We start from the raw sequence: 22,764 nt of genomic DNA, 5'->3' as shown, positions 1-22,764 counted from the left end.
CACCTTACAAAAAGCTTTGCGGGTCGATATCGACCTGGACCCGCACCGAGGCCCTTATCTTCGGTCCCTCGGCCAGCATGGTGCGGATGAACCCTTGCATGTCGGCGCGCCGCTCGCCCTGGATCAGTAGGCGAAAGCGATGGCGGCCGCCGATCAATGACAGCGGCGCCTCGGCCGGACCGAGGACGAACAGGTCGATGGCTTGCGGCGCGGCACGGCGCAGGCCGCGGGCGTGCCCTTCGGCTTCCGCCCGAGTCGCCGCGCTGACGATGACGCCGGCGAGCCGGCCGAAGGGCGGCAGCCCCGCCCGCTCGCGTTCGGCGATCTCGCGCTCGTAGAAGGCCTCGGCATCGCCGGAGACGATCGCCCGCATCACCGGGTGGTCGGGTTGGAAAGTCTGCAGCAGGCCAAGGCTCTTCTTGCCGGTGCGGCCGGCGCGGCCGGTCACCTGGCTGAGCAGTTGGAAGGTGCGCTCGGCGGCGCGTGGGTCGCCATTGGCCAGGCCGAGATCGGCATCTACGACACCGACGAGCGTCATGTTGGGGAAATTGTGGCCCTTGGCGACGAGTTGCGTGCCGATGACGATGTCGGCCTCGCCATTGGCTATGGCTTCGAGCTCGAGCCGCAGCCGCCGCACGCCGCCCATCAGGTCGGACGACAGTACGATGGTGCGGGCATCAGGGAAATGCGCGACGACCTCCTCGGCGATGCGCTCTACGCCCGGCCCGCAGGCGACCAGATGATCGAGCGTGCCACATTCCGGGCAGGCCTCGGGCCGGCGTTCATTGTGCCCGCAATGGTGGCAGACGAGCTGACCGCGAAAGCGGTGCTCGACCAGCCAGGCCGAGCAGACCGGACAGCCGAAGCGGTGGCCACAGACCCGGCAGAGCGTCAGCGGCGCATAGCCGCGCCGGTTGAGAAACAGCAGCGACTGTTCCTTTCTTTCCAGCGTCTGCCGTATATGGCCGAGCAGTACAGGCGACAGGAAGCCGCCGCGTGCAGGCAGCGCACGGCGCATGTCGATCGTCTTGAGATCGGGAAGTGCCGCCTCGGCAAAGCGCGCCGAAAGCACCGCCCTGCTGTAGCGGCCCTGGCTGGCATTGACCCGGCTTTCGACCGACGGTGTCGCCGAGGCGAGCACGACCGGAAACCCGCCGATATGGCCGCGCACCACGGCCATGTCGCGCGCGTTGTAAAAGACGCGATCCTCCTGCTTGTAGGCGGGGTCGTGCTCTTCGTCGACGACGATCAGCCCAAGCTCCCTGAACGGCAGGAACAGCGCCGAGCGCGCGCCTGCGACCACCCGCACGCCGCCTTCCGCCACCTGCCGCCAGACCTTTTCGCGCATTCTTGGCGGCAGGTCCGAGTGCCACTCAGCCGGCTTGGCGCCGAACCGCTCCTGAAAGCGCTCGAGGAAGGCGTGGGTCAGCGCGATTTCCGGCAGCAGGATCAACACTTGCGTGCCGCGATCGAGCGCGGCCGCAACCGCCTCGAAATAGACCTCCGTCTTGCCGGATCCGGTTACACCGTCGAGCAGGGTGACGCCGAATATGCCGGCCGCGACATTGGCGCGCAGCATCTCGGCGGCATCGCTCTGGTCGGGCATCAGTGCCGGCACGGCGTAGCCGGGATCGGGTGCTGCGACCACCGGCCGCGGCGGGATCATCACCGTCTCGAATACCCCCTGCGCCCTCAGCCCGTCCACCACCGTCGACGACACGCCTGCCGCATGCGCCAGGCCCGACCGCGTCCAGGCGAGCCCACCTTCGGCCGTTTCCAGCACGCGCGTCCTCGCCTCCGTCATCCGGTCGGGCTTGGCGAAGGTGCGCTGCAGCCCTTCGATCCACGGCTCCGGATCGAACGCCTCCGGCGCCCTGAGCAGCATGCGCGCCACCATGCCGGGCGGCGACAGCGTGTACTGCGCCACCCAATCGACAAAACGCCGCATCGCGCGGTCGATCGGCGGGCAGTCGAAAACCTGCTCGATCGGCCGCAATTTCTTCGCGTCGACCTTTTCGACGGCGCCGTCCCAGACGATGCCGGCGACCTGGCGGGGCCCAAGCGGAACGCGCACGATCGAGCCCGGCACCACGCGCATGCCAGCCGGCACAGCATAGGTGTAGGGGCGCTCAGCAGGCATTGGGACCAGCACCGGTGCGGCCGCGACAAAGGGCGAATCTTCGATCATGAGGCGTGACCTTGCCCCGACTTTGGTCTAGATCAAAGTCCGACCCCGAATGTGCATGACCTGCACATGAAAAATCTTCAGGAGACCGCCATGAAATTTTTTGTCGACACCGCCGATGTCAAGGAAATCCGTGAGCTGAACGATTTGGGGCTGCTCGACGGCGTAACCACCAATCCGTCGCTGATCCTGAAATCGGGCGGCAAGATCGCCGACGTCACCAGAGAGATCTGCGAGATCGTCAAGGGACCGGTCTCAGCCGAAGTCGTTGCCACCGAGTACAAGGATATGATGGCGGAGGCCAAGATCCTGGCCAGGATCGCCGACAATGTCTGCATCAAGGTGCCGCTGACGCTCGACGGCCTGAGAGCCTGCAAGGACATCCGGTCGGACGGCCGCATGGTCAACGTCACGCTGTGCTTCTCGGCCACCCAGGCGCTGCTCGCCGCCAAGGCCGGCGCCTCCTTCATCTCGCCCTTCGTCGGCCGCATCGACGACAGCGGTTGGGACGGCATGGAACTGATTGCCGATATCCGCACCATCTACGACAATTATGATTTCCAGACCGAAATCCTGACCGCTTCTGTGCGCACGGTGAACCATGTCAAACAGGCGGCGCTGATCGGCGCCGACGTCATCACCGCCCCGCCGGCGACGCTCAAGGCGCTGGTCAAGCACCCGCTGACCGACAAGGGCCTGGAGCAGTTTCTCGCCGACTGGGCAAAGACCGGCCAGAAGATCGGCTGAAGCGAAATGTCCTACGTCGAACAAAAAAGGCCGAGCAATCGGCCTTTTGCTGACAGCGCAATCCGCCACAGACGGAGCGCTTCAATCCAGGATGGAAAGACCTAGCTTGCCGCCGGCTTGCCGTGCTTGATCAGATCTTGGGCGATCGACAGCCGCAGCACATCCGCCAGTTCGCGCGCCGCGCGGTTCTCGGCGTCGATCTGCGCCCGATACGACGCGAATTCCTGGCGCGGCCTATCGTATGAGGACGGGATAGAGCGCTTGCCCCTCGCTATGACCGTGCCGGTCTTGGCATCGCTCAGCACATAGTTGGCGGTCAGCGTCACTGTGCCGGCGGTCGGCTCGTCCTCGTCGGTCGTGACCTGCTCGATTGCCGCCGATTCGACGAGTTCGGAGACGCCGAGATCAAGCGAATAGACCGGCGAAGCAGGCTCGCCGGCGCCCTGGCCGAGCGCGAAGATCAGATTGTTGCGGACCTGCTGGGCGTAGCGGGTCTTGACCGGCTTGACCGAGATCGATGCCAGTTCGGCAGCAGCGCCGACCTGAGAGCCGGCGATCAGCGGCGCGCTTGAATAGAGCGGCCGCACCGTGCAGGCGGAAACCAGCGCCACCGAAGCGAGCAGCCCGTAGAGCATGATACGGCGCGGCGTCAGCTCCGCTTTTTTCGGATCAGGCAACAACATTGACGATCCTCTGCGGCACGACTATCACCTTGCGCGGCGCCTTACCTTCGAGCGCTTTCTGCACGAAGTCGAGAGCCAGAACCGCTTTTTCGACCGCACCTTGGTCCGCGTCGCGGGCAATTGTCAAATCGCCGCGCTTCTTGCCGTTGACCTGGACCGGCAGCACGATCTCGGCGTCGACGACAAGCGAGGGATCGTAGTCCGGCCAGGGCCGTTCGGCGACAAGGTCGGTGCCGCCGAGCGTCTGCCAGCACTCCTCGGCCAGATGCGGCATGACCGGCGCGATCAGGTGCACCAGGATCTCGACGGCTTCACGGCAGGCCGCTTGGAGCGCCGGACCGGCTTTGCCTTCGGCTGCCTCGTTGAGCGGTACGGTCAAGGCATTGGCGAGCTCATAGATACGGGCGATGGCACGGTTGAAGGCGAGCTTTTCAATATCCTCGCCGACAGACTTGAGGATCTTGTGCGCGGCCTTGGACACTGTTCCGGCCTCGCCGTCCTTCGCCGCCTCTGGCCGAACTCCGGCGAGCGAATCGGCAGCCGTCAACACCAGCCGCCAGATGCGCTGGATGAAGCGATGCGCGCCGGCCGCACCCTCGTCGGTCCATTCGACATCGCGTTCGGGCGGCGAGTCCGACAGCATGAACCAGCGCGCCGTATCGGCGCCGTAGCCGTCGGTGATCTCTTCGGGGCTAACGGTATTCTTCTTCGACTTCGACATTTTTTCGAGCGGACCGATCACCGCCTCTTCGCCAGTGGCGATTTCGAAGGCGCGGCGCTTGCCGTCGGCGTCCTCCAGCCTGACCTCGCTCGGCGCAAGCCAGCGGCCGTTCGAGGCGCCGCCAACCCAATAGGTCTCGTGCACCACCATGCCTTGCGTGAACAGGCCCCTGAACGGCTCGGCGAGATCGACATGGCCGGTCTCGCGCATGGCGCGGGTGAAGAAGCGCGAATAGAGCAGGTGCAAAATGGCGTGCTCGATGCCGCCAATATACTGGTCGACCGGCAGCCATTCAGTCGCGGCCTTGGGATCGGTCGGATCGTTGGCCCAGGGCGCGGTGAAGCGCGCGAAATACCACGACGAATCGACGAACGTGTCCATCGTGTCGGTTTCGCGCCGCGCATCCTTGCCGCAACGCGGGCATTTGACGTGCCGCCATGTCGAATGACGGTCGAGCGGATTGCCCGGCCGGTCGAACTCGATATCGTCAGGCAGCCTGACCGGCAGGTCGGCTTTCGGCACCGGCACAACGCCGCAATCCTCGCAATGGATCATCGGGATCGGGCAGCCCCAATAGCGCTGGCGCGAAATGCCCCAGTCGCGCAGGCGGAAATTCACCTTGCGCTCGGCCATCGGCCGGTTGCCGATGGTCTTCTGTTCGAGCAGCTTCGCCACCTCGTCGAATGCCTGATCCGGCTTCATGCCGTCGAGGAAGCGCGAATTGATCATCACGCCGTCGCCGACATAGGCCTCGTCGATGATCTGGAAGCTTCCTTGATTCTCGCCTTCCGGCATCACCACTGGAATGACCGGCAGGCCGTATTTGTTGGCGAAGTCGAGGTCGCGCTGGTCACCGGACGGGCAGCCGAAAACGGCGCCGGTGCCGTAGTCCATCAGCACGAAATTGGCGACATAGACGGGCAGCGTCCACTTCTCGTCGAACGGATGGACGACGCGGATGCCGGTATCGAAGCCCTTCTTCTCGGCCGTCTCCAGGGCCGCCACCGACGTGCCCATGTGGCGGACCTCGTCGATGAACTTTGCCAGCGCCGGATTGTCTTCGGCCGCCTTTTTGGCCAGCGGATGGTCGGCCGCAATCGCCATGAAGGAGGCGCCGAAGATGGTGTCGGGCCTTGTCGTATAGACTTCGAGCTCATGCTCGCCGGCGACTGGCTTGGCCAGCGGCCAGCGGATCAGCAGGCCTTCAGAACGGCCGATCCAGTTCGCCTGCATCAGCTTCACTTTTTCCGGCCAGTCGTCGAGCTGGTCGAGCGAATCCAGCAGATCCTGCGCATAGTCGGTGATCTTGAAGAACCATTGCGTCAGCTCGCGCTGTTCCACCAGCGCGCCCGAGCGCCAGCCGCGCCCGTCGATGACCTGCTCGTTGGCAAGCACCGTCATGTCCTCCGGATCCCAGTTGACCTTGGAGGATTTGCGCGTCACCAGGCCCTTCTCGACGAAATCGAGGAACAGCATCTGCTGGCGGTGGTAATAATCGACATCGCAGGTAGCGAACTCGCGTGCCCAATCGAGCGACAGGCCCATGACCTTGAGTTGCTCGCGCATGGCAGCGATGTTCTGATAGGTCCAGTCCTTGGGATGGACCTTGTTCTGCATTGCTGCGTTTTCGGCTGGCATGCCAAAGGCGTCCCAGCCCATCGGGTGCAGCACGTTGAAACCCTTGGCCCGCTTGTAGCGCGCCACCACGTCGCCCATCGTATAGTTGCGGGTATGGCCGATATGGATGCGCCCCGATGGATAGGGGAACATCTCCAGCACGTAGTATTTCGGGCGCGGGTCATCGTTGTCGGCTTCGAACAGCTTCTTGGCGTCCCAGGCCTTCTGCCATTTGAGCTCTGACGCGCGCGGATTGTATCGTTCGGTTGCCATCGGGTGTTTTTCACTTAAAAGCATGCGCGAGCCGCCGGACAATGCCCGGGCGGCTCAGGAAATGTCGTCGCGGTGTTCACCATGGATTACCGGACCCGTCAACTGCGGCGATCCGGCGAAAAGCCAAACACAGGCAGGATATAGGCATGGCGAGCGCCGTCGAACAGCTTTTCACCGTCAAGGCAAGGATCGCCACTGCCGAGCGCGAGGCCGGACGCGAGGCCGGGGCGGTGACGCTGGTTGCGGTCTCGAAAACCTTCGATGCCACCGATATCCGTCCGGTTATCGAGGCCGGCCAGCGCGTCTTCGGCGAGAACCGCGTTCAGGAGGCGCAAGCCAAGTGGCCGGCGCTGAAGGAAGCTTTCCCCGACATCGAGCTGCACCTGATCGGGCCGTTGCAATCGAACAAGGCAAAGGAAGCGGTGGCGCTGTTCGACGTCATCGAAACCGTCGACCGTGAAAAGATCGCCGCCGAACTCGGCAAGGAAATCGCCAGGCAGGGCAGGACGCCAAGGCTCTACGTCCAGGTCAACACCGGCTCGGAGCCGCAAAAGGCCGGCATCGAGCCGCGCGAGGCCGTCGCCTTCGTGGCCCGCTGCCGCTCGGTTCACGCCCTCGCCATCGAAGGGCTGATGTGCATTCCGCCGGCGGACGAGAACCCCGGTCCGCATTTCGCGCTGCTAGAAAAGCTTGGGCTTGAGGCCGGCGTTGACAAGCTCTCTATGGGCATGTCCGGCGACTACGAAACGGCGATCGCCTTCGGCGCGACAAGTGTCAGGGTTGGATCGGCGATTTTCGGCGCCAGATGAGGCGCAGCCGGCCTTAGGCCACAGGCTGACGCTGACTATGCCAGCAATAGAAACGGAACGTTTCGTTCCTATATGGTTCGAGTTATCCCAAAGCCTCTGGAGCCACCATGCGTTACAATCAACTTGGAAATACGGGGATGTTCGTCTCCGAACTTTGCCTCGGTACGATGACATTCGGCGCCGCCGGCGAGAATGCCCAATGGGGCCTGATCGCCAGCCTCGACCAGGATGGCGTCGACGAGATCGTCGCCCGCTCGCTCGCCGCCGGCGTCAATTTCTTCGACACGGCGGATGTCTATTCCTTCGGCGCCTCGGAACGGCTTCTCGGCCAGTCGCTGAGAAATCTCGGCGTCAATCGGCAGGACGTGATCATCGCCACCAAGGTTCACGGCGCCATGGGCGGCGGCCCGAACCAGCGCGGTTCTTCGCGCGGCCATATCATGGATTCGGTCGAAGGTAGCCTCGAACGGCTGCAGCTGGACCATATCGATCTCTATCAGCTGCACGGCACCGACACGGTCACGCCGATAGACGAAACGCTGCGGGCGCTCGACGACCTGGTTGCCGCTGGCAAGGTCCGCTATGTCGGCGTCTCGAACTGGCAGGCCTGGCGCATCGCCAAGGCGTTGGGTATTGCCGAGCGCAAGGGCTTTGCCCGTTTCGAAACCGTCCAATCGTATTACTCGATCGCTGGCCGCGATCTCGAGCGCGAGATCGTGCCGCGGCTCAACGAGGAGAAGCTCGGGCTGATGGTCTGGTCACCGATGGCGGGCGGCCTGCTCTCGGGCAAGTACGGACCCGGTGCCCCCGGCAATGGCGAAGGTCGCCGCGCCAGCTTCAATTTCCCGCCGGTCAATGAGGACCGTGCCTGGGCAGCGGTCGCCGTCATGCGCGAGATCGCCGCCCAGCACGGCGTCAGCGTCGCCACGGTGGCGCTCGGCTTTGTCCTGGCCAAACCGTTCGTGATGAGCGTCATCATCGGCGCCAGCCGCATGGACCAGTTGGAACAGAACCTTGCGGCGACCGAGTTGAAGCTCGATGCCGACGATCTTGCTCGTCTCGACGAAGTCAGCGCGCTCCCGCCCGAATATCCGGGCTGGATGCTCGAACGCCAGGCGGCGGGCCGCAGGCCGGCGCCGTTCACGCCAAAGAAGTAGTTCCTTGTCGACGTGACATTTCGGCAGCCAAATTCGGGAGCCAAGTGGCTCCCGAATGCCTTCCGCTTCAGCCCAGCCGCGCGGTTTCGGCCAGGAAATCTAAAATGGCCCGTACCCGCGCCGGCAAATGCTTGCCTTGGCCGACATAAACCGCATGGGTCAGTTCCTCGTCGCCGGGGTTGAACTCTTCCAGCAGCGGTAGCAGCCGGCCGGCGGCAATGTCGGCCTCCACGTGCCAGCGTGCCAGCCGGGCGATGCCCGCCCCTGAGAGCGCCATCAACCGCATCGCCTCGCCGTCGCTGACCAGCGTGTTTCCAACGATCGATATGGTGATCGGCTTGCCGGCCGCGTCGACAAAAGGCCAGCCCTCGACGTGGCGCACGAAACAGAAGCCCATCCGGTTGTGACGATCGAGATCGGCGGGCGTCTTGGGTGTGCCACGCGCTTCGAGATACGATGGCGCGGCAACGACGACCACCCGGCTCTGCCCGAGCTTGCGCGCCACTAGCCGTGATTCGCCGAGCGGGCCGGCACGTATGGCGACGTCGGCGCGCTCCTCCATCAGGTCGATAACACTGTCGGTCAACACCAGATCGACCGAGATTTCGGGGTATCGTTCTAGAAAACGCCGCAAAAGCGGGATCAGCCGGTGCTGCCCGAAAGGCACGTAGCTATTGATCCGCAGCCGGCCACGCGGCGCGGCACCCGCCGCTGCCTCGCGCTCGGCTACCGCCATGTCGGCCAGGATGCGCACGCCGCTGTCGAAGAAGGCCGCCCCTTCCGGTGTCAGTCGCAGCTTGCGCGTCGAGCGGATGACCAGCCGGGCGCCAAGACGCCCCTCCAGCCGCGCGATCAGCTTGCTAACCGCCGACGGGCTCATGCGCAGCGCACGTGCAGCGGCCGAAAAGCTGCCGGCCTCGACGACGCGGACGAACACTTCGATCTCGCCGGAGCGGTTGATGTCGGGCCTGGCCATTGGTGAATCTATTTCACAGGCAATGTGCCCTAGGCAAGGCTGGTTCACAGTTCGGTGCATCACGATCTTTCGGGCCGGGCGTGAGAGGACACGGCGCCCGTCGTCGAAACTGGCCGTCATCGAAGTGGGAACCGCCATGCCTCTTGCTCTCTACGCTCTTGCCGCCGGCGCCTTCGGTATTGGCGTCACCGAATTCGTCATCATGGGCCTGCTGCTCGACGTCAGCACCGATCTCGGCGTCTCGATCTCAGCTGCCGGTCAACTGATTTCCGGCTATGCGCTGGGCGTCGTCATCGGCGCGCCGCTGCTGACGATCGCCACCGGCCGGTGGCCGCGCAAGACCGTGCTTCTGGCGCTGATGGCAATCTTCACGCTAGGCAACCTCGCGTGCGCGCTGGCCCCAGACTACTGGACGCTGATGGGTGCGCGCGTGCTCACCGCCTTCGCCCACGGCACCTTCTTCGGCGTCGGCTCGGTCGTGGCGACCGGGCTGGTGGCGCCCAACAAGAAGGCATCGGCGATCGCCCTGATGTTCACCGGCCTGACCATCGCCAACATCCTCGGCGTCCCCTTCGGAACATGGCTCGGCCAGGCCTTCGGCTGGCGCGCGACCTTCTGGGCGGTGACCCTGGTCGGCATGGTCGCTTTCGCCATCATCCTGCTGCTGGTGCCGCGCAGCCAGACAGCGCCTGAGCAAAGCAATTTGCGCGCCGATCTCGCCGTGCTCGGCCGCACGCCCGTCCTGCTTGGCTTTGCCACCACCGTGCTCGGCTATGCCGGCGTCTTCGCCGTCTTCACCTACATCGCCCCGTTGCTGACCGAGATCACCGGTTTTGAGGAAGCAGCGGTGTCGCCGATCCTGCTGGTCTTCGGCGGCGGCCTCATCGCCGGCAACCTCGCTGGCGGCAAGTTCGCCGACCGCTGGCTGGTGCCTTCCGTTCTCGGCAGTCTCGTCGTGCTGGCGCTGGTGCTCGGCACCATGACCTTCGCCCTGCACAGCCAGGTTATGGCCGTCATCTATGTCGGCCTGCTCGGCGCCGCCGCCTTCGCCACCGTGGCGCCGCTGCAGATGTGGGTACTGGAAAAGGCACAAGGCGCCGGCCAGAGCCTCGCCTCGTCCTTCAACATCGCCGCCTTCAATCTCGGCAATGCGGCCGGCGCCTGGCTCGGCGGCGTGGTCATCGCCCATGGCCCCGGCCTCGGCGCCGTCACCTGGGTCGCGGCCCTGCTGCCGCTCTCGGCGCTTTCCGTGGCAGCGCTGGCGCTACGCCTCGATCGCCCAACGCTCGGTGAACCGGCACCCGCCCGCTCGTAGCAACTCGAAGAACCCTTGTACACCATAGGAGAAACAGATGGATTATCGAAATCTTGGCGCATCGGGCCTGAAAGTCCCGGCGCTCTCGTTCGGCGCTGGAACCTTCGGCGGGTCAGGGCCGCTGTTCGGCGCCTGGGGCAACAGCGATGCGACGGAAGCCCGGCGGCTGGTCGACATCTGCCTGGAGGCGGGCGTCAACCTGTTCGACACCGCCGACGTCTATTCGAATGGCGCTTCCGAACAGGTGCTCGGCGAAGCGATGAAGGGCCGCCGCGATGCCGTGCTGATCTCGACAAAGACCTCGCTGCCGATGGGCGACGGTCCCAACGACGCCGGCTCGTCCCGCTCGCGCCTCATCAAGGCCGTCGAGGACGCACTGAGGCGTCTTGGCACCGACTACATCGACCTGCTGCAGCTGCACGCGTTCGACGCCGCAACACCGATCGAGGAGGTGCTATCGACGCTGGATAGGCTCGTGCGCGCCGGAAAGCTGCGTTATGTCGGCGTTTCCAATTTTTCCGGCTGGCAAGTGATGAAGTCGCTCGGCCTGGCGGACAGATACGGCTATCCCCGATACGTCGCCCACCAGGTCTATTATTCGCTGGTCGGGCGCGATTATGAATGGGAGTTGATGCCGCTCGGCCTCGACCAGGGCGTCGGTGCGCTGGTGTGGAGCCCGCTCGGCTGGGGCCGCCTGACCGGCAAGATCCGCCGTGGCCAGAAGCTGCCCGAGAAAAGCCGGCTGCACGACACGGCAAGCTTCGGACCGCCCGTCGACGACGAGCATCTCTATCGGGTCGTCGACGCGCTTGATGTTGTCGCCGAGGAAACCGGCAAGACCATACCGCAGATCGCCATCAATTGGCTGCTGCAGCGGCCGACCGTCGCCTCCGTCATCATCGGCGCGCGCAACGAGGAGCAGTTGCGCCAGAATCTCGGCGCCGTCGGATGGTCGTTGACCCCGGATCAGATGAAAATCTTGGACACGGCAAGCGAGGTCACCGCACCCTACCCGTATTTTCCCTATCGCCGGCAGGAGGGTTTTGCCCGGCTGAACCCGCCCGCCGTCTGACGCTCCAAAAGCTGGGCGGCGGCTCCCAGGCTGCCGCCCGCGTGCTTTAATGCAGCACGAACTCGCCGTCGACCTTGCGCCATTCGTTCGGCGCGATCAGCTTCTGGTGCGTGTAGCTGACTGAATGCAGCGGGCCTTCGAGCTTGGCCTGCCAGAACTCGATGAAGCGGATAAGCACCGGAAATTTCGGGGCGATGTCGTAATCCTGCCAGATGAAGCTCTGCAGCAGATGCGGATGATCGGGAAAGTGATAAAGAATCTTGGCCGTGGTCAAGCCATAGCCCTTGAGCATCAGGTCCATTTCGGAATGGTCGCGCATTGCGGTCCCCTGGTTGATTCTCTTTCCTCCCAGCCTGAAATTGTGCACCCCATTTGCTTAATCGTCTATTGATATTTCTGCGGTCGAGCCAGATTTCTGCCGCAAAAACATGCGGTTAGCAGCCGTCTCGCTAGAGTGCTGACACCACCCGGGAAGGGACCTGCGGCATCCCGCCGCGCAAATCCAACGTCTAATGTTGCCGTCATCGCCGAACTGTTAATAATGCGCGCGAATTCGCGGCCGCAACGCTGCGATCCTGCCGGCAGTCAAGCCGGCGGTTTGGTTTCGGGAGGAAGGCGAAGAAATGTCCGATGTTCATGTCCATCGCGTCCAGCCGGCGTGGAAGAAGAACGCGCTGATCGACAATGACACCTACCTGAAATGGTACGCCGACAGCGTCAAGAGCCCGGACAAGTTCTGGGGCAAGCACGGCAGGCGCATCGACTGGTTCAAGCCGTACAGCAAGGTCAAGAACACGTCCTTCGACGGCAAGGTCTCAATCAAATGGTTCGAGGATGGCCAGACCAACGTTTCCTGGAACTGCATCGACCGGCATCTGAAGAAGCGCGGCGAACAGACCGCCATCATCTGGGAAGGCGACAATCCCTACGACGACAGGAAGATCACCTATAACGAGCTTTACGGACATGTCTGCCGCCTCGCCAATGTGATGAAGAAGCACGGCGTCAAGAAGGGCGACCGCGTCACCATCTACATGCCGATGATCCCGGAGGCCGCCTATGCGATGCTCGCCTGCACGCGCATCGGCGCCATTCATTCGGTGGTCTTCGGCGGCTTTTCGCCGGACGCGCTGGCCGGACGCATCGACGACTGCAACTCGACCTTCCTCATCACCGCCGACGAAGGCCTGCGCGGCGGCAAGCCGATCCCGCTGAAGGAGAACACCGACAAGGCGATCGAGATCGCCGCCAAGGCCGGAACGAAAGTCGAAAAGGTCTTGGTAGTACGCCGCACCGGCGGCAAGACCGGCTGGGCCGCCGGGCGCGACGTCTGGTACCATGACGAGGTCGCGACGGTTAAGGCCGAATGCAAGCCCGAGAAGATGAACGCCGAGGATCCGCTGTTCATCCTCTACACGTCGGGGTCGACCGGCAAGCCGAAAGGCGTGCTGCACACCACCGCCGGCTATCTCGTCTATGTCTCGATGACCCACCAATATGTCTTCGACTATCACGACGGGGACGTCTACTGGTGCACCGCCGATGTCGGCTGGGTCACCGGCCACAGCTACATCGTCTACGGGCCGCTCGCCAACGGCGCCACCACGCTGATGTTCGAAGGCGTGCCGAATTACCCGTCGCAGTCGCGTTTCTGGGACGTGATCGACAAGCACAAGGTCAACATCTTTTACACCGCGCCGACGGCGCTGCGCGCGCTGATGGGCGCCGGCGACGCCCATGTCACCAAGACGTCGCGCAAGTCGCTGCGCGTGCTCGGCACCGTCGGCGAGCCAATCAATCCAGAAGCCTGGGAATGGTATTTCAACGTTGTCGGCAACGGCAAGGTGCCGATCGTCGATACCTGGTGGCAGACCGAGACCGGCGGCATCATGATCACGCCGGTTCCGGGCGCCACCCACCTCAAGGCGGGCTCGGCGACGCGGCCCTTCTTTGGCGTCAACCCGCAGCTGGTTGATGGTGACGGCAAGGTGCTGGAGGGTGAAGCCAGCGGCAATCTTTGTATTGCCGACTCATGGCCGGGCCAGATGCGCACCGTCTATGGCGATCACGACCGCTTCGTGCAGACCTATTTCTCGACCTACAAGGGCAGGTACTTCACCGGCGACGGCTGCCGCCGCGATGCTGACGGCTACTACTGGATCACCGGCCGCGTCGACGACGTCATCAACGTCTCCGGCCACCGCATGGGCACCGCCGAGGTCGAATCGGCGCTGGTTTCGCATGAGAAGGTCTCGGAAGCGGCCGTCGTCGGCTACCCGCACGATATCAAGGGCCAGGGCATCTACTGCTATGTCACGCTAATGGCCGGCGAGACGCCAAGCGAGGAATTGCGCCAGGAGCTCGTCGCCCATGTCCGCAAGGAGATCGGCGCCATCGCTTCGCCCGACAAGATCCAGTTCGCGCCCGGCCTGCCGAAGACCCGTTCCGGCAAGATCATGCGGCGCATTCTGCGCAAGATCGCCGAGGACGATTTTGCCGCGCTCGGCGACACCTCGACGCTGGCCGATCCGGCGGTCGTCGACGACCTGATCGCCAATCGGCAGAACAAGAAGAGCTGATGCAAGCCATATTGGGTGCCGTCACCGAGCTTTGGCGCTATCCCGCGAGCTCGCTCGCCGGCGAGCGCCAGCAGGCGATCTCGGTCGCCCGGCATACCGTTGAAGGCGACCGCCTGTTTGGTCTTATCGACACGTCGAACAATGAAATCGCACGGCCGGACCGCGAAGTGAAATGGCACAAGGTGCCCCGCATCCGAACCCGGCTGTCGCCGGCCGGCGCACTGGAGGTTGCGGTCCCGGATGGCGACTGGCTAGCCGCACCGGGCGCTGATAGCGACCGCGCCATTTCCGCCTATCTCGGCTTTGCGGCCTCCATCCGGCCGTTCCGCCGCGAGAATACTACACCGGGATACGCCGGTCCCCTGCTGGCGGAACGCTATGTCAAAGCCCCCATTCATCTGCTGACCACCGCTTCGCTGGCGCAGTTGAAGTTGCTGCATCCAGACGGCACCGCCGACCCGCGCCGCTTCCGCCCCAACATCGTCGTCCACATGCCGAAGATCGAGGGGTCATTCCCCGAAACCGAATGGATCGGGCGCAAGCTGGCGATCGGCGACCTGCTCCTGACCATCTCCGAGCCGTGTCGCCGCTGCGGCTTCACCATCATTGGCCAGCACGGGTTCGACCACGACCCGGCAATCCTGCGCAGCCTGGTCCGCCACAACGCCCATAATTTCGGCGTCTACTGCACTGTCGATCGACCGGCCCGCGTCGAGATCGGCGCCACGATGCGTCTCCTGTAGCTATTGGTATAAATCCGCCCGCGTCGGCGGCAGGCCGCTTGGGCCGCGCGCGCGCCTGGTGGCGACGGTCTGGAAAATCTGCGCCGAGGCGCGTTCGAAGGTAATCGAGCAGCCGGTGAGATAAAGCAGCCAGAGCCGCGCCTTGGATTCGCCGACCTCGGCGATGGCCTCGTCAAAGCGTGCGTGGAGGCGCTCGGCCCATAGCCGGCAGGTGCGCGCATAGTGCTCGCGCAAGTTTTCGACGTCATAGATGAGGAAGCCGTGCGCCTCGAGATTGCCGAGCGTCATGCCGATCGTATCGAGTTCGCCGCCCGGAAAAATGTATTTGATCAGCGCTTTGAATTCCGGCCCCTTGCGCAGCGTCTTCTTCATGCTGCCCTTGTCGCGGCGGGTGATGGCATGGTGCAGATAGATGCCGCCGGGTTTGAGCAGGCGATGGATGGTCGAAAAATAGGCGGCATGGTTGGCAAGCCCCAGATGTTCGAACATGCCGATCGACGAGATCTTGTCGAAGGAACCGGACAGCTCGGCATAGGACTTTATCTCGATGGTGATGCGATCCTCCAGCCCCTCAGCGCGGATGCGTTCGCGGGCGAACTCGGTCTGTGCCTCCGATAGCGAAACGCCGTGGCCGACGACGCCATAATTCTTCACGGCATGGATGAGCATCGCTCCCCAGCCGCAGCCGATGTCGAGCAATCTGTCGCCGGGCTTCAGCCGAAGCTTGCGGCAGATATGGTCGAGCTTGTCTCTCTGCGCCTGATCGATATCGTTGGCGAAGTCCTTGAAGTAGCCGCAGCTATAGACCATGCGCTCGTCGAGGAAGAGCCGGTAGAATGCGTTGGAAATGTCGTAGTGATGCTGGATCGCCTCCTTGCTCGAACCGCTGACGTAAGGATTGCGGCCGGAAAGATCGGTTCGCGCCGTCATCTGTTTTCGCGAAAACAGCACCGCCGGCAGGTCGCGCAGGATCGCCAGCTTCGGCAGTGTCTTGAGCTTCGTCCTGAGCTTGCCGTGCGTGGGCAAGGCATAGAAATCGAACAGCGATCCGTCTTCGACGTCGACCGCCTTGGCAATCCACATCTCGATCAGCGTCGATAAAGAGGGCCGACGTACGATCTGCCAGACGATGTCCTGGTCGTTGATGGTGAGCACCGGGCCGGCAGCCGGGCCGATCCGCTCGCCCGTCCACAGCCTCACCGCAAAACCCGGCTTCATCGTTTCGATGACCGTCCGAACAATCCGGGCCGCTCTCTCGGCTGCCTCCATCCCCGTCCTCCCTTACCCGGCAAAATAGTGGCCCGGAACAATAGCGGCCCGATCTTGCCTGCCAGATCGGCCGGCCGCAAGCCGCCTGGGTGCGCAAGCACGCTTGTTCAGGATTTTTGGATGCCGCGCCTTGCCATTTCCCGGGTGACACCCCATCATGGGGGAGTGTTCAACAAATCGAAAGGAGGTGATCCGATGTCGAGTGATTTCGTTTTCCAGAACGTGGCCTCAGCGGATTGCACTTTCGGGAAGCAGTCTTCCCGTTAAGGCGCGAGATGCGCGGCTGGCGACCAGTGTCGCCGCCAGGAGCCGCGCCATGGACGGAAACACGGAAGGCCGCCGACTTCGCAAGAAGCGGCGGCCTTTTCCTTTGGGCTGTTGTCCCCTATCTGGTTACGGTCAACATCTCGACGTTGCGCGCTATATCCTGGAAAGCCTGGTTGAGTTCGGTTCCATTGGCCGCCTGATAAAAGTGCTTGATCTTGGCGGTGTCCGGGCTGGCGCAATCCTGGAGCGTCGCCTTGGCATTCGTTTCGTTTAGGTCAAACCCAATGGTGAATATCTCAATGCCCTTGTTGCGCATGGCAGCGCAGAGTGTCTTGGCGGCCGTGCGGGTCGGCTCCTTGCCGGCGTCATTGTAAACGTCGCTCACCGTGCTCGCATCGAAGTAGGATAGGTTGAATTCGCCGTCGGTCATCAGGATCGCGATTTTGGCGACCTTTTTTGGATCCATCTTGGCCGGCCGTTGCGAAGTCCTCATGATGCTACCCCAGTTCTCCGACAGCATGTACCAGGTCCACTGCACGCCGATATGGCCGGCGGTGCCGCCGGATGCGACGAAATTCTTGATGACCGTCTTGAGCGCCGTCGCATCCGCCGTCAGCGGCATCAGCGTGGCGGCCGGGCAGGCGGCGGTGCCGGTTTGCCAAGCGAAGGACGACAGCAGGTAGTCGCGGTTGACCATGCTGGCGTCGGGGCCCGCGTCCGAATATTGATAGATCCCCTTGCGTTCGGTGGCGCAATTGTCCGGACGGATGAAGCCCGAGATATATTGCACGGCGTCATTGGCCGGCGCCTGTTTGCGTTGGCTGGTGCTGGTTTCCACATAGACGCTGCTGGGCGCAAGTGTACCCGCATTCACCGAATTTGCGTAAGGCACGATGGCAACCCGCACTCGTGGCTTGGAGGGGTCCTGACCGCCCAGGAAACTGTCGACGGCATTCGCCGCAGCCGTCCGCAGATCGATGATTTTCTGGCCGGCCATCGACCCGGTCACATCGAGCATCATTGCGACTTCGATCTGCTTGTCCGAATAGAGCGCCATCGTCGATGCGGGAACGCTTTGCATGCCACTCGTGCCGAAAAGCGGGAAATAGTAGCTGACATTGACATGGACATCCGCCTGAACCGTGTTTGCAGTCCGGTCGACGGTCAGCTTGTCGAGAACGATCTGGTTGTCCTGCAGGATACCCGCCGTGCTGTTGGCATCGAGAAAGGCCTGCACCGATTTGCTGGCGTCGGCCTCGCTGATGACGCCGGTTGTCAGGTCGCGCGCCGTCGAGGTGACCGCAGCGTCGACGACGCCTTGCAGGCTCGATTTCACATTGTAGAGTTGGGACACGTTGACGGCAAAGCCGACACTCAGCGCCAGCACCGAGCTGATTATACCAAACAGCACCGCGAAATTTCCGCTGCGATCCCCGGCAAAGCCGCCGATCGCCTGAACAAGACCCCCGAAACGCTGCATTCCTTCCGCCTCCATCGCCACAGCCTGCAGCTGTCCGAAGGCGCATTGCAGGAATCCGGCCGGATCGCGCCGCCAGGCGCGAGAAAGCGAGCGGCTCTCGCTCAGGCCATTGTTTCCAAACGGTTTCAAGCGACGGCAAGGTAAACAGCCGGTAAATGAAAGTCGCGTCAGCGCGGCTTTGTTGACAAAGCGCTTACCATGATCAGGCTCGCAATTCGGGACGACTGGACTGCGTCCCAATCCGGTACAGACGAGATGTATCGAACCGGTTCAGCACGACCGCGGTAGCGGGAGATGGAAATCTGGACTGTGAAAGGACTATGCCAGCATCCGTGCGCTGACGGTCTTGTCGACGCCGCGATAGGGCGGCTTGAAGAGATTGCCTTCCTGCTCGTGCGTCCAGACCTTGAACCGGCTGAGTCGATGCGGGCCGAAACTATGCAGCAGCGGCACGTCGGTGGCGTCACGGCCGCGCGCTATGACGACGCGGCCGATCCTCGGCACATTGTGGCGAGGATCGAACGTGTACCATCTGCCGTCGAGGAACACTTCCACCCACGCCGAGAAATCCATCGGCGCCGGATCGGCGGGTACGCCGATATCGCCAAGATAGCCGTTCACGTAACGGGCCGGGATATTCATGCAGCGGCAGAGCGTGATCGCCAGATGGGCAAAGTCGCGGCAGACGCCGACGCGCTCCTCATGCGCCTGCGCCGCCGTGCGGGTCGGGCGCGCATAGCCGTAGCCAAAGGACAGGCGGTTGTAGACATAGTCGACGATCGCCTGCACCCGCGCCCAACCCGGCGGAAGCTGGCCGAAAAGTTGCCAGGCGAGATCGCTGAGATGATCGGTCTCGCAGTAACGGCTGCCAAGCAGATAGCCGAGCACCTCGTCCGGCAATTCCGCGACCGGGACTTCCCCGGCCAGCGTGTTGACCTCATCCGTCTCGCCACCGTCCTCGATCACCGCGTCATAGAGGATGCGAAAGCTTCCTGCCGGCGCCGTGAAGCGGCGGCAGCTATTGCCGAAAAGATCGTGGTAGACCCTGGTCGGCACGGATGGCGACGTCAGTACGCGCGTCTGCCGCTTGATGTCGGCCTGACGATCCCCGTGGATGTCGAGCAATGAAACGACCGGCGTTGGTGCAACGCATTCAATGCCAATTTCATAGCCGAGCCGAATCAGCATCGCCCTCCCCTGCGATCGTCATGGAAGATAGTGCTGGTCAACGCAGGAGAGTGCGCGCGGTTCCTTGCGAACGTCGAAAACGAGGTCTCGCGGCTTCCCATACGGACGCGGCAACGTTACGGTTGATCGATATGCTCCCTTCGAAATAATCCTTCCAAGATGACCCCGGGAAAACCGATGTTTGCAGGCAGAAAATTCGCGGCCTTCCTGTTCGATATGGACGGCACGATTCTCAATTCGATTGCCGCGGCGGAAAGGGTCTGGGCAGCCTGGGCGCACCGGCAAGGTCTTGACGTCGCTGCATTCCTGCCGACCATCCACGGCGTGCGGGCGATCGAGACCATCGGCCGGCTGGCGCTCCCAGGGATCGATCCTGCCCGCGAAGCCGATGCGCTTTTGCAGGCCGAAGCAGCCGACGTCGAAGGCATCCACCCGATTACCGGCGCCGCGGCATTCCTGGCGTCGCTGCCGCCCGGGAGCTGGGCGATCGCCACTTCGGCGCCCCGTGAACTCGCTCTGCTGCGCCTGCAGGCCGCCGGCATTCCGGCTCCCGCCGTGATCGTTGCGGCAGAGGATGTCTCCCGCGGCAAGCCGGCGCCCGACTGCTTCCGGCTGGCGGCCGAACGGCTCGGCGTCGACGTGCGCGATTGCCTCGTCTTCGAAGACGCACCGGCAGGCATAGCAGCAGCCGAGGCCGGGGGCGCCGCGGTCGTCGTGATCAGCGCCACGCACCGGCATCCGTTGGAGACGCCGCATGCCGCCATCGCCGGCTATGACGCGATCGGCGTCGCCGTCGATGCCAGCGGCTGGATTGCCATCGAAGCGGAGCGGGCCGCCCAGCCTGCTTAGCTGGTACCCTGCTTAGCCAGCACCCTGCCTGGGCTAAAAGTCGCTGGTCAGGCCCTTGACCTCCCAGTCGCCGTAGCGGCCGGGTTCCTTGCCGCCGCGCCCACCGATCTCCCTCGGCAGCGTGGCTTCCTTCTCGCGATATTGCTCCCGCCGGGCCTCGGCCTCGGCCAAGGCGCGCCGGGCTGCCGGCGTCAGTGGCTTGTGCGGCGAGCCGTTAGCATGCGTTTGGCTGGTTTTGTCGATCATGCGATCTTCCGCTAGATTGAAACAGGCCCCGATTGAAACGGGAACCGCTGTTTCCCATCATATAGCGATGGGCCCACAAGGATCGACCCCTTTGTTGGGCCAGAACGGAGCAGACGATGAACACCCTTCGCACCGCCATGCTTTTGGCCGCAATGACGGCCCTGTTCATGGGTGTCGGCTATCTGGTCGGCGGATCCGGCGGCATGATGATCGCCTTGCTGATCGCCGCCGGCACCAATTTGTTCAGCTATTGGAACGCCGACAAGATGGTGCTGTCGATGCACCGTGCGATCGAGGTCAACGAAAGCAACGCGCCCGAATATTACGCCATCGTGAAGGGTCTCGCGCAACGCGCCGGCCTGCCGATGCCGAGAACCTATCTCATCGACAATCCTCAGCCCAATGCCTTCGCCACCGGCCGCAATCCGCAAAATGCCGCTGTCGCCGCCAGCACCGGCCTGCTCGAGCAGCTCTCACATGAAGAAGTCGCGGCGGTGATGGCGCATGAGCTTGCCCATGTGCAGCACCGCGACACGCTGACCATGACGATCGTCGCGACCTTTGCCGGCGCAATTTCGATGCTCGGCAATTTCGCTTTCTTCTTCGGCGGCAACCGCGACAACAACAATTCCTTCGGCATCGTCGGCGTGCTGGTGGCGATGATCGTCGCGCCCCTGGCCGCCATGATCGTGCAGATGGCGGTGAGCCGCACCCGCGAATACGAGGCCGACCGGCGCGGGGCCGAAATCTGTGGACACCCGCTGTGGCTGGCCTCGGCACTTGACAAGATCGCGCGGGGCGCCGAACGCATCCGCAACCCGGATGCCGAGCGCAATCCGGCAACCGCCCATCTCTTCATCATCAATCCTCTTTCCGGCGAGCGCATGGACAGTTTGTTTTCCACTCACCCGAGCACAGAAAACCGCATCGCCGCATTGCAGAGGATCGCGAGCGAGATGGCCGGCGCACCCGAAGCGGCCGCGACGCCAAAGCCGGCGCCGAAAGAGACCGGGCAGCAGCCGTCAGGTCCGTGGGACAGGGCCGCCCGGCCCGAGGGGCCGGTTGAGCCGGCCAAGCCGAGACCCAATCCCTGGGGACGCAATCCGACCGGACCCAAAGGTCCGTGGTCGTGAGCGCAGCACAACGCCGGCACGCAATTCCAGGTGATCGCGAGCACAATTCGGGCAGCGAGGCCGTAGCCGGTCTCGCCGCGCGCAAGGCAGCCGCGCGCCTGCTTGCCGCAGTCATCGACGCGAGAACGCCACTCGACGGGCTGACCGACCATGAGAACGGCCATCCGCAATACAAGGCGCTCGACTTGCGCGACCGCGCCCTGGTGCGCGCCATTCTGGTCACCGCCCTGCGCCACCGCATGACCATATCAGGCCTTTTGGCCCGCCGCCTGGAAAAGCCGCTGCCGCCCAACGCTACGGCGCTTTCGCACATCCTGCACGTGGCGGCGGCACAGATCCTGTTCCTCGATGTTCCCGACAGCGCCGCCGTCGACCTCGCCGTGACGCACGCCAAGTCCGATCCGCGCACGGCGCGCTTTTCCGGCCTCGTCAACGGCGTGCTGCGTACGCTGGCGCGGGCCAAGCAGGACGAGCTCGCGACCGCAATTGCCGCAACCGACGAGGCACCAAAATGGTTTTCCGACCGTTTGAAAACGGTCTACGGCCTCGACAAGGCCAGGCAGATACTGCTCGCCCACCGCCATGAGGCGCCGGTCGACTTCTCGGTCAAGTCGGACCCGGCGCTGTGGGCCGAACGGCTCGGCGGCTTCGTCTTACCGACCGGCACGGTGCGGGTCGAGAAGCTCAGCGCTTCCGTGACCGAACTGCCCGGCTTTGGGGAAGGCGCCTGGTGGGTTCAGGATGCAGCGGCCAGCCTGCCGGCCCGGCTGTTCGGCGACATCAATTGTTTGCGAATCGCCGACCTCTGCGCCGCGCCGGGCGGCAAGACCGCCCAGCTGATCCTCGCCGGCGCCCATGTCACTGCGCTCGACATGTCCAGAACGCGGCTGGCACGGCTGACGCAGAACCTCGAAAGGCTCGGCTTGGCCGCGGAGATCGTCGAGGCCGATCTGCTCAAATACGAGCCGAAGAACCGCTTCGACGCCGTCCTCCTCGACGCACCTTGCTCTTCGACCGGCACGGTGCGGCGGCATCCCGACGTTCCCTGGACGAAGACGGCGGTCGACGTCGAAAAATTGGCCGACCTGCAACGCCGGCTGCTTGCCCGCGCCATCACCTTGGTCAAGCCTGGCGGTCGCATCGTCTTTTCCAACTGTTCGCTCGATCCGCTGGAAGGCGAAGAGCTCTATCGCGACTTTCTCGCCGGCAATGCGGAGATCATCGACGACCCGCTTCGGCCGGGCGAGATTGCCGGCATCGACCCATTCCTGACGCCGCAAGGCACGTTGCGCACCACGCCTGCCGATCTGGAGCTTGGCTCACCGGCGCGTTCCGGGCTGGACGGTTTCTTTGCCGCCCGCATGCGCAGAGCCGGCTAAGGGCCGATCTTGAAGCGCCATCCGACTTCTTGGGGCGAGGAGGCATGGAAAACAGGCTGAACGGCCCCACTGCCGC

At 63.7% G+C, this 22,764-nt stretch carries 19 protein-coding genes; 10 read left to right on the top strand and 9 right to left on the bottom strand.

Annotation, left to right across the window (positions count from 1 at the left end):
* Positions 1–4: 4 nt before the first annotated feature.
* Entirely contained in the window at positions 5–2,188 is a 2,184-nt protein-coding gene (locus tag NKH29_RS03835; RefSeq protein WP_352999066.1) for a primosomal protein N', read from the bottom strand.
* A 90-nt stretch (positions 2,189–2,278) separates the two neighbouring features.
* Between NKH29_RS03835 and fsa the strand changes: the two genes are divergently transcribed.
* Positions 2,279–2,932: a fructose-6-phosphate aldolase gene (gene fsa, locus NKH29_RS03830; protein ID WP_023719712.1), complete on the top strand. Its 654-nt coding sequence runs from the start codon at positions 2,279–2,281 to the stop codon at positions 2,930–2,932.
* A 101-nt stretch (positions 2,933–3,033) separates the two neighbouring features.
* On the opposite strand, the gene NKH29_RS03825 is transcribed toward fsa, so the two are convergent.
* Together NKH29_RS03825 and leuS are read right to left on the bottom strand one after the other, a co-directional pair.
* A complete protein-coding gene (locus tag NKH29_RS03825) occupies positions 3,034–3,615 on the bottom strand; it encodes an LPS assembly lipoprotein LptE (protein ID WP_023719713.1) in 582 nt (193 codons plus the stop codon).
* Positions 3,602–6,226, bottom strand: coding sequence for a leucine--tRNA ligase (gene leuS / locus NKH29_RS03820; RefSeq protein ID WP_352999064.1), 2,625 nt, complete (start codon positions 6,224–6,226; stop codon positions 3,602–3,604). Before leuS ends, NKH29_RS03825 begins: the two co-directional genes overlap by 14 nt.
* A gap of 146 nt (positions 6,227–6,372) precedes the next feature.
* Between leuS and NKH29_RS03815 the strand changes: the two genes are divergently transcribed.
* Together NKH29_RS03815 and NKH29_RS03810 are read left to right on the top strand one after the other, a co-directional pair.
* Entirely contained in the window at positions 6,373–7,035 is a 663-nt protein-coding gene (locus NKH29_RS03815) for a YggS family pyridoxal phosphate-dependent enzyme (RefSeq protein WP_023719715.1), read from the top strand.
* A 107-nt stretch (positions 7,036–7,142) separates the two neighbouring features.
* Entirely contained in the window at positions 7,143–8,192 is a 1,050-nt protein-coding gene (locus NKH29_RS03810) for an aldo/keto reductase (protein ID WP_352999063.1), read from the top strand.
* Positions 8,193–8,259: 67 nt separating this feature from the next.
* Here the strand turns inward: NKH29_RS03810 and NKH29_RS03805 are convergent, their stop codons facing one another.
* Positions 8,260–9,168, bottom strand: coding sequence for a LysR family transcriptional regulator (locus NKH29_RS03805; protein ID WP_352999062.1), 909 nt, complete (start codon positions 9,166–9,168; stop codon positions 8,260–8,262).
* 136 nt (positions 9,169–9,304) lie between these two features.
* On the opposite strand from NKH29_RS03805, the gene NKH29_RS03800 reads away from it, so the two are divergent.
* Together NKH29_RS03800 and NKH29_RS03795 are read left to right on the top strand one after the other, a co-directional pair.
* Positions 9,305–10,483, top strand: coding sequence for an MFS transporter (locus tag NKH29_RS03800; RefSeq protein ID WP_352480967.1), 1,179 nt, complete (start codon positions 9,305–9,307; stop codon positions 10,481–10,483).
* A 37-nt stretch (positions 10,484–10,520) separates the two neighbouring features.
* Positions 10,521–11,555 carry an aldo/keto reductase gene (locus NKH29_RS03795; protein WP_023719719.1) on the top strand — a complete coding sequence of 345 codons (1,035 nt, stop codon included), beginning with the start codon at positions 10,521–10,523 and terminating at the stop codon, positions 11,553–11,555.
* Between the two features lie 46 nt (positions 11,556–11,601).
* Here NKH29_RS03795 and NKH29_RS03790 read toward each other — a convergent pair whose 3' ends face one another.
* Positions 11,602–11,874, bottom strand: a complete 273-nt coding sequence (locus tag NKH29_RS03790; RefSeq protein ID WP_023719720.1) for an usg protein — start codon at positions 11,872–11,874, stop codon at positions 11,602–11,604.
* Between the two features lie 304 nt (positions 11,875–12,178).
* Here NKH29_RS03790 and acs point away from each other — a divergent pair, with 304 nt between their 5' ends.
* Entirely contained in the window at positions 12,179–14,134 is a 1,956-nt protein-coding gene (acs, locus tag NKH29_RS03785; RefSeq protein ID WP_352999060.1) for an acetate--CoA ligase, read from the top strand.
* On the top strand, positions 14,134–14,877 hold the full coding sequence (locus NKH29_RS03780) for an MOSC domain-containing protein (RefSeq protein ID WP_352999058.1): 744 nt from the start codon (positions 14,134–14,136) through the stop codon (positions 14,875–14,877). Before acs ends, NKH29_RS03780 begins: the two co-directional genes overlap by 1 nt.
* Here NKH29_RS03780 and NKH29_RS03775 read toward each other — a convergent pair whose 3' ends face one another.
* From NKH29_RS03775 to NKH29_RS03765, 3 genes are all read right to left on the bottom strand, one after another.
* On the bottom strand, positions 14,878–16,146 hold the full coding sequence (locus NKH29_RS03775; RefSeq protein WP_352999056.1) for a class I SAM-dependent methyltransferase: 1,269 nt from the start codon (positions 16,144–16,146) through the stop codon (positions 14,878–14,880).
* 385 nt (positions 16,147–16,531) lie between these two features.
* Positions 16,532–17,893 carry a pilus assembly protein gene (locus tag NKH29_RS03770; RefSeq protein WP_023719724.1) on the bottom strand — a complete coding sequence of 454 codons (1,362 nt, stop codon included), beginning with the start codon at positions 17,891–17,893 and terminating at the stop codon, positions 16,532–16,534.
* A 318-nt stretch (positions 17,894–18,211) separates the two neighbouring features.
* Complete coding sequence (locus NKH29_RS03765; protein WP_023719725.1) at positions 18,212–19,081, bottom strand: transglutaminase-like domain-containing protein; 870 nt, start codon at positions 19,079–19,081, stop codon at positions 18,212–18,214.
* A gap of 177 nt (positions 19,082–19,258) precedes the next feature.
* On the opposite strand from NKH29_RS03765, the gene NKH29_RS03760 reads away from it, so the two are divergent.
* Positions 19,259–19,930, top strand: a complete 672-nt coding sequence (locus NKH29_RS03760) for an HAD-IA family hydrolase (RefSeq protein ID WP_352999054.1) — start codon at positions 19,259–19,261, stop codon at positions 19,928–19,930.
* 33 nt (positions 19,931–19,963) lie between these two features.
* Here NKH29_RS03760 and NKH29_RS03755 read toward each other — a convergent pair whose 3' ends face one another.
* Positions 19,964–20,176 (bottom strand): DUF1674 domain-containing protein, encoded by a 213-nt coding sequence (locus NKH29_RS03755; protein ID WP_023719727.1) that lies wholly within the window; start codon positions 20,174–20,176, stop codon positions 19,964–19,966.
* A gap of 116 nt (positions 20,177–20,292) precedes the next feature.
* Here NKH29_RS03755 and htpX point away from each other — a divergent pair, with 116 nt between their 5' ends.
* Positions 20,293–21,309 (top strand): zinc metalloprotease HtpX, encoded by a 1,017-nt coding sequence (gene htpX / locus NKH29_RS03750; RefSeq protein WP_023719728.1) that lies wholly within the window; start codon positions 20,293–20,295, stop codon positions 21,307–21,309.
* Entirely contained in the window at positions 21,300–22,688 is a 1,389-nt protein-coding gene (locus NKH29_RS03745; protein WP_352999052.1) for an RsmB/NOP family class I SAM-dependent RNA methyltransferase, read from the top strand. Before htpX ends, NKH29_RS03745 begins: the two co-directional genes overlap by 10 nt.
* Positions 22,689–22,764: the final 76 nt, after the last annotated feature.

Origin of the sequence: Mesorhizobium sp. M1295 (genome assembly GCF_040318135.1) — a bacterium.
Taxonomy (GTDB): Bacteria; Pseudomonadota; Alphaproteobacteria; order Rhizobiales; family Rhizobiaceae; genus Mesorhizobium.
This window is presented reverse-complemented; position numbering and strand designations above follow the sequence as displayed.

Coding starts and splice junctions, on each gene's coding strand:
- NKH29_RS03835 (WP_352999066.1), bottom strand. CDS start 2,188: ATGATCGAAGATTCGCCCTTTGTCGCGGCCGCACCGGTGCTGGTCCCA.
- fsa (WP_023719712.1), top strand. CDS start 2,279: ATGAAATTTTTTGTCGACACCGCCGATGTCAAGGAAATCCGTGAGCTG.
- NKH29_RS03825 (WP_023719713.1), bottom strand. CDS start 3,615: ATGTTGTTGCCTGATCCGAAAAAAGCGGAGCTGACGCCGCGCCGTATC.
- leuS (WP_352999064.1), bottom strand. CDS start 6,226: ATGGCAACCGAACGATACAATCCGCGCGCGTCAGAGCTCAAATGGCAG.
- NKH29_RS03815 (WP_023719715.1), top strand. CDS start 6,373: ATGGCGAGCGCCGTCGAACAGCTTTTCACCGTCAAGGCAAGGATCGCC.
- NKH29_RS03810 (WP_352999063.1), top strand. CDS start 7,143: ATGCGTTACAATCAACTTGGAAATACGGGGATGTTCGTCTCCGAACTT.
- NKH29_RS03805 (WP_352999062.1), bottom strand. CDS start 9,168: ATGGCCAGGCCCGACATCAACCGCTCCGGCGAGATCGAAGTGTTCGTC.
- NKH29_RS03800 (WP_352480967.1), top strand. CDS start 9,305: ATGCCTCTTGCTCTCTACGCTCTTGCCGCCGGCGCCTTCGGTATTGGC.
- NKH29_RS03795 (WP_023719719.1), top strand. CDS start 10,521: ATGGATTATCGAAATCTTGGCGCATCGGGCCTGAAAGTCCCGGCGCTC.
- NKH29_RS03790 (WP_023719720.1), bottom strand. CDS start 11,874: ATGCGCGACCATTCCGAAATGGACCTGATGCTCAAGGGCTATGGCTTG.
- acs (WP_352999060.1), top strand. CDS start 12,179: ATGTCCGATGTTCATGTCCATCGCGTCCAGCCGGCGTGGAAGAAGAAC.
- NKH29_RS03780 (WP_352999058.1), top strand. CDS start 14,134: ATGCAAGCCATATTGGGTGCCGTCACCGAGCTTTGGCGCTATCCCGCG.
- NKH29_RS03775 (WP_352999056.1), bottom strand. CDS start 16,146: ATGGAGGCAGCCGAGAGAGCGGCCCGGATTGTTCGGACGGTCATCGAA.
- NKH29_RS03770 (WP_023719724.1), bottom strand. CDS start 17,893: ATGCAGCGTTTCGGGGGTCTTGTTCAGGCGATCGGCGGCTTTGCCGGG.
- NKH29_RS03765 (WP_023719725.1), bottom strand. CDS start 19,081: ATGCTGATTCGGCTCGGCTATGAAATTGGCATTGAATGCGTTGCACCA.
- NKH29_RS03760 (WP_352999054.1), top strand. CDS start 19,259: ATGTTTGCAGGCAGAAAATTCGCGGCCTTCCTGTTCGATATGGACGGC.
- NKH29_RS03755 (WP_023719727.1), bottom strand. CDS start 20,176: ATGATCGACAAAACCAGCCAAACGCATGCTAACGGCTCGCCGCACAAG.
- htpX (WP_023719728.1), top strand. CDS start 20,293: ATGAACACCCTTCGCACCGCCATGCTTTTGGCCGCAATGACGGCCCTG.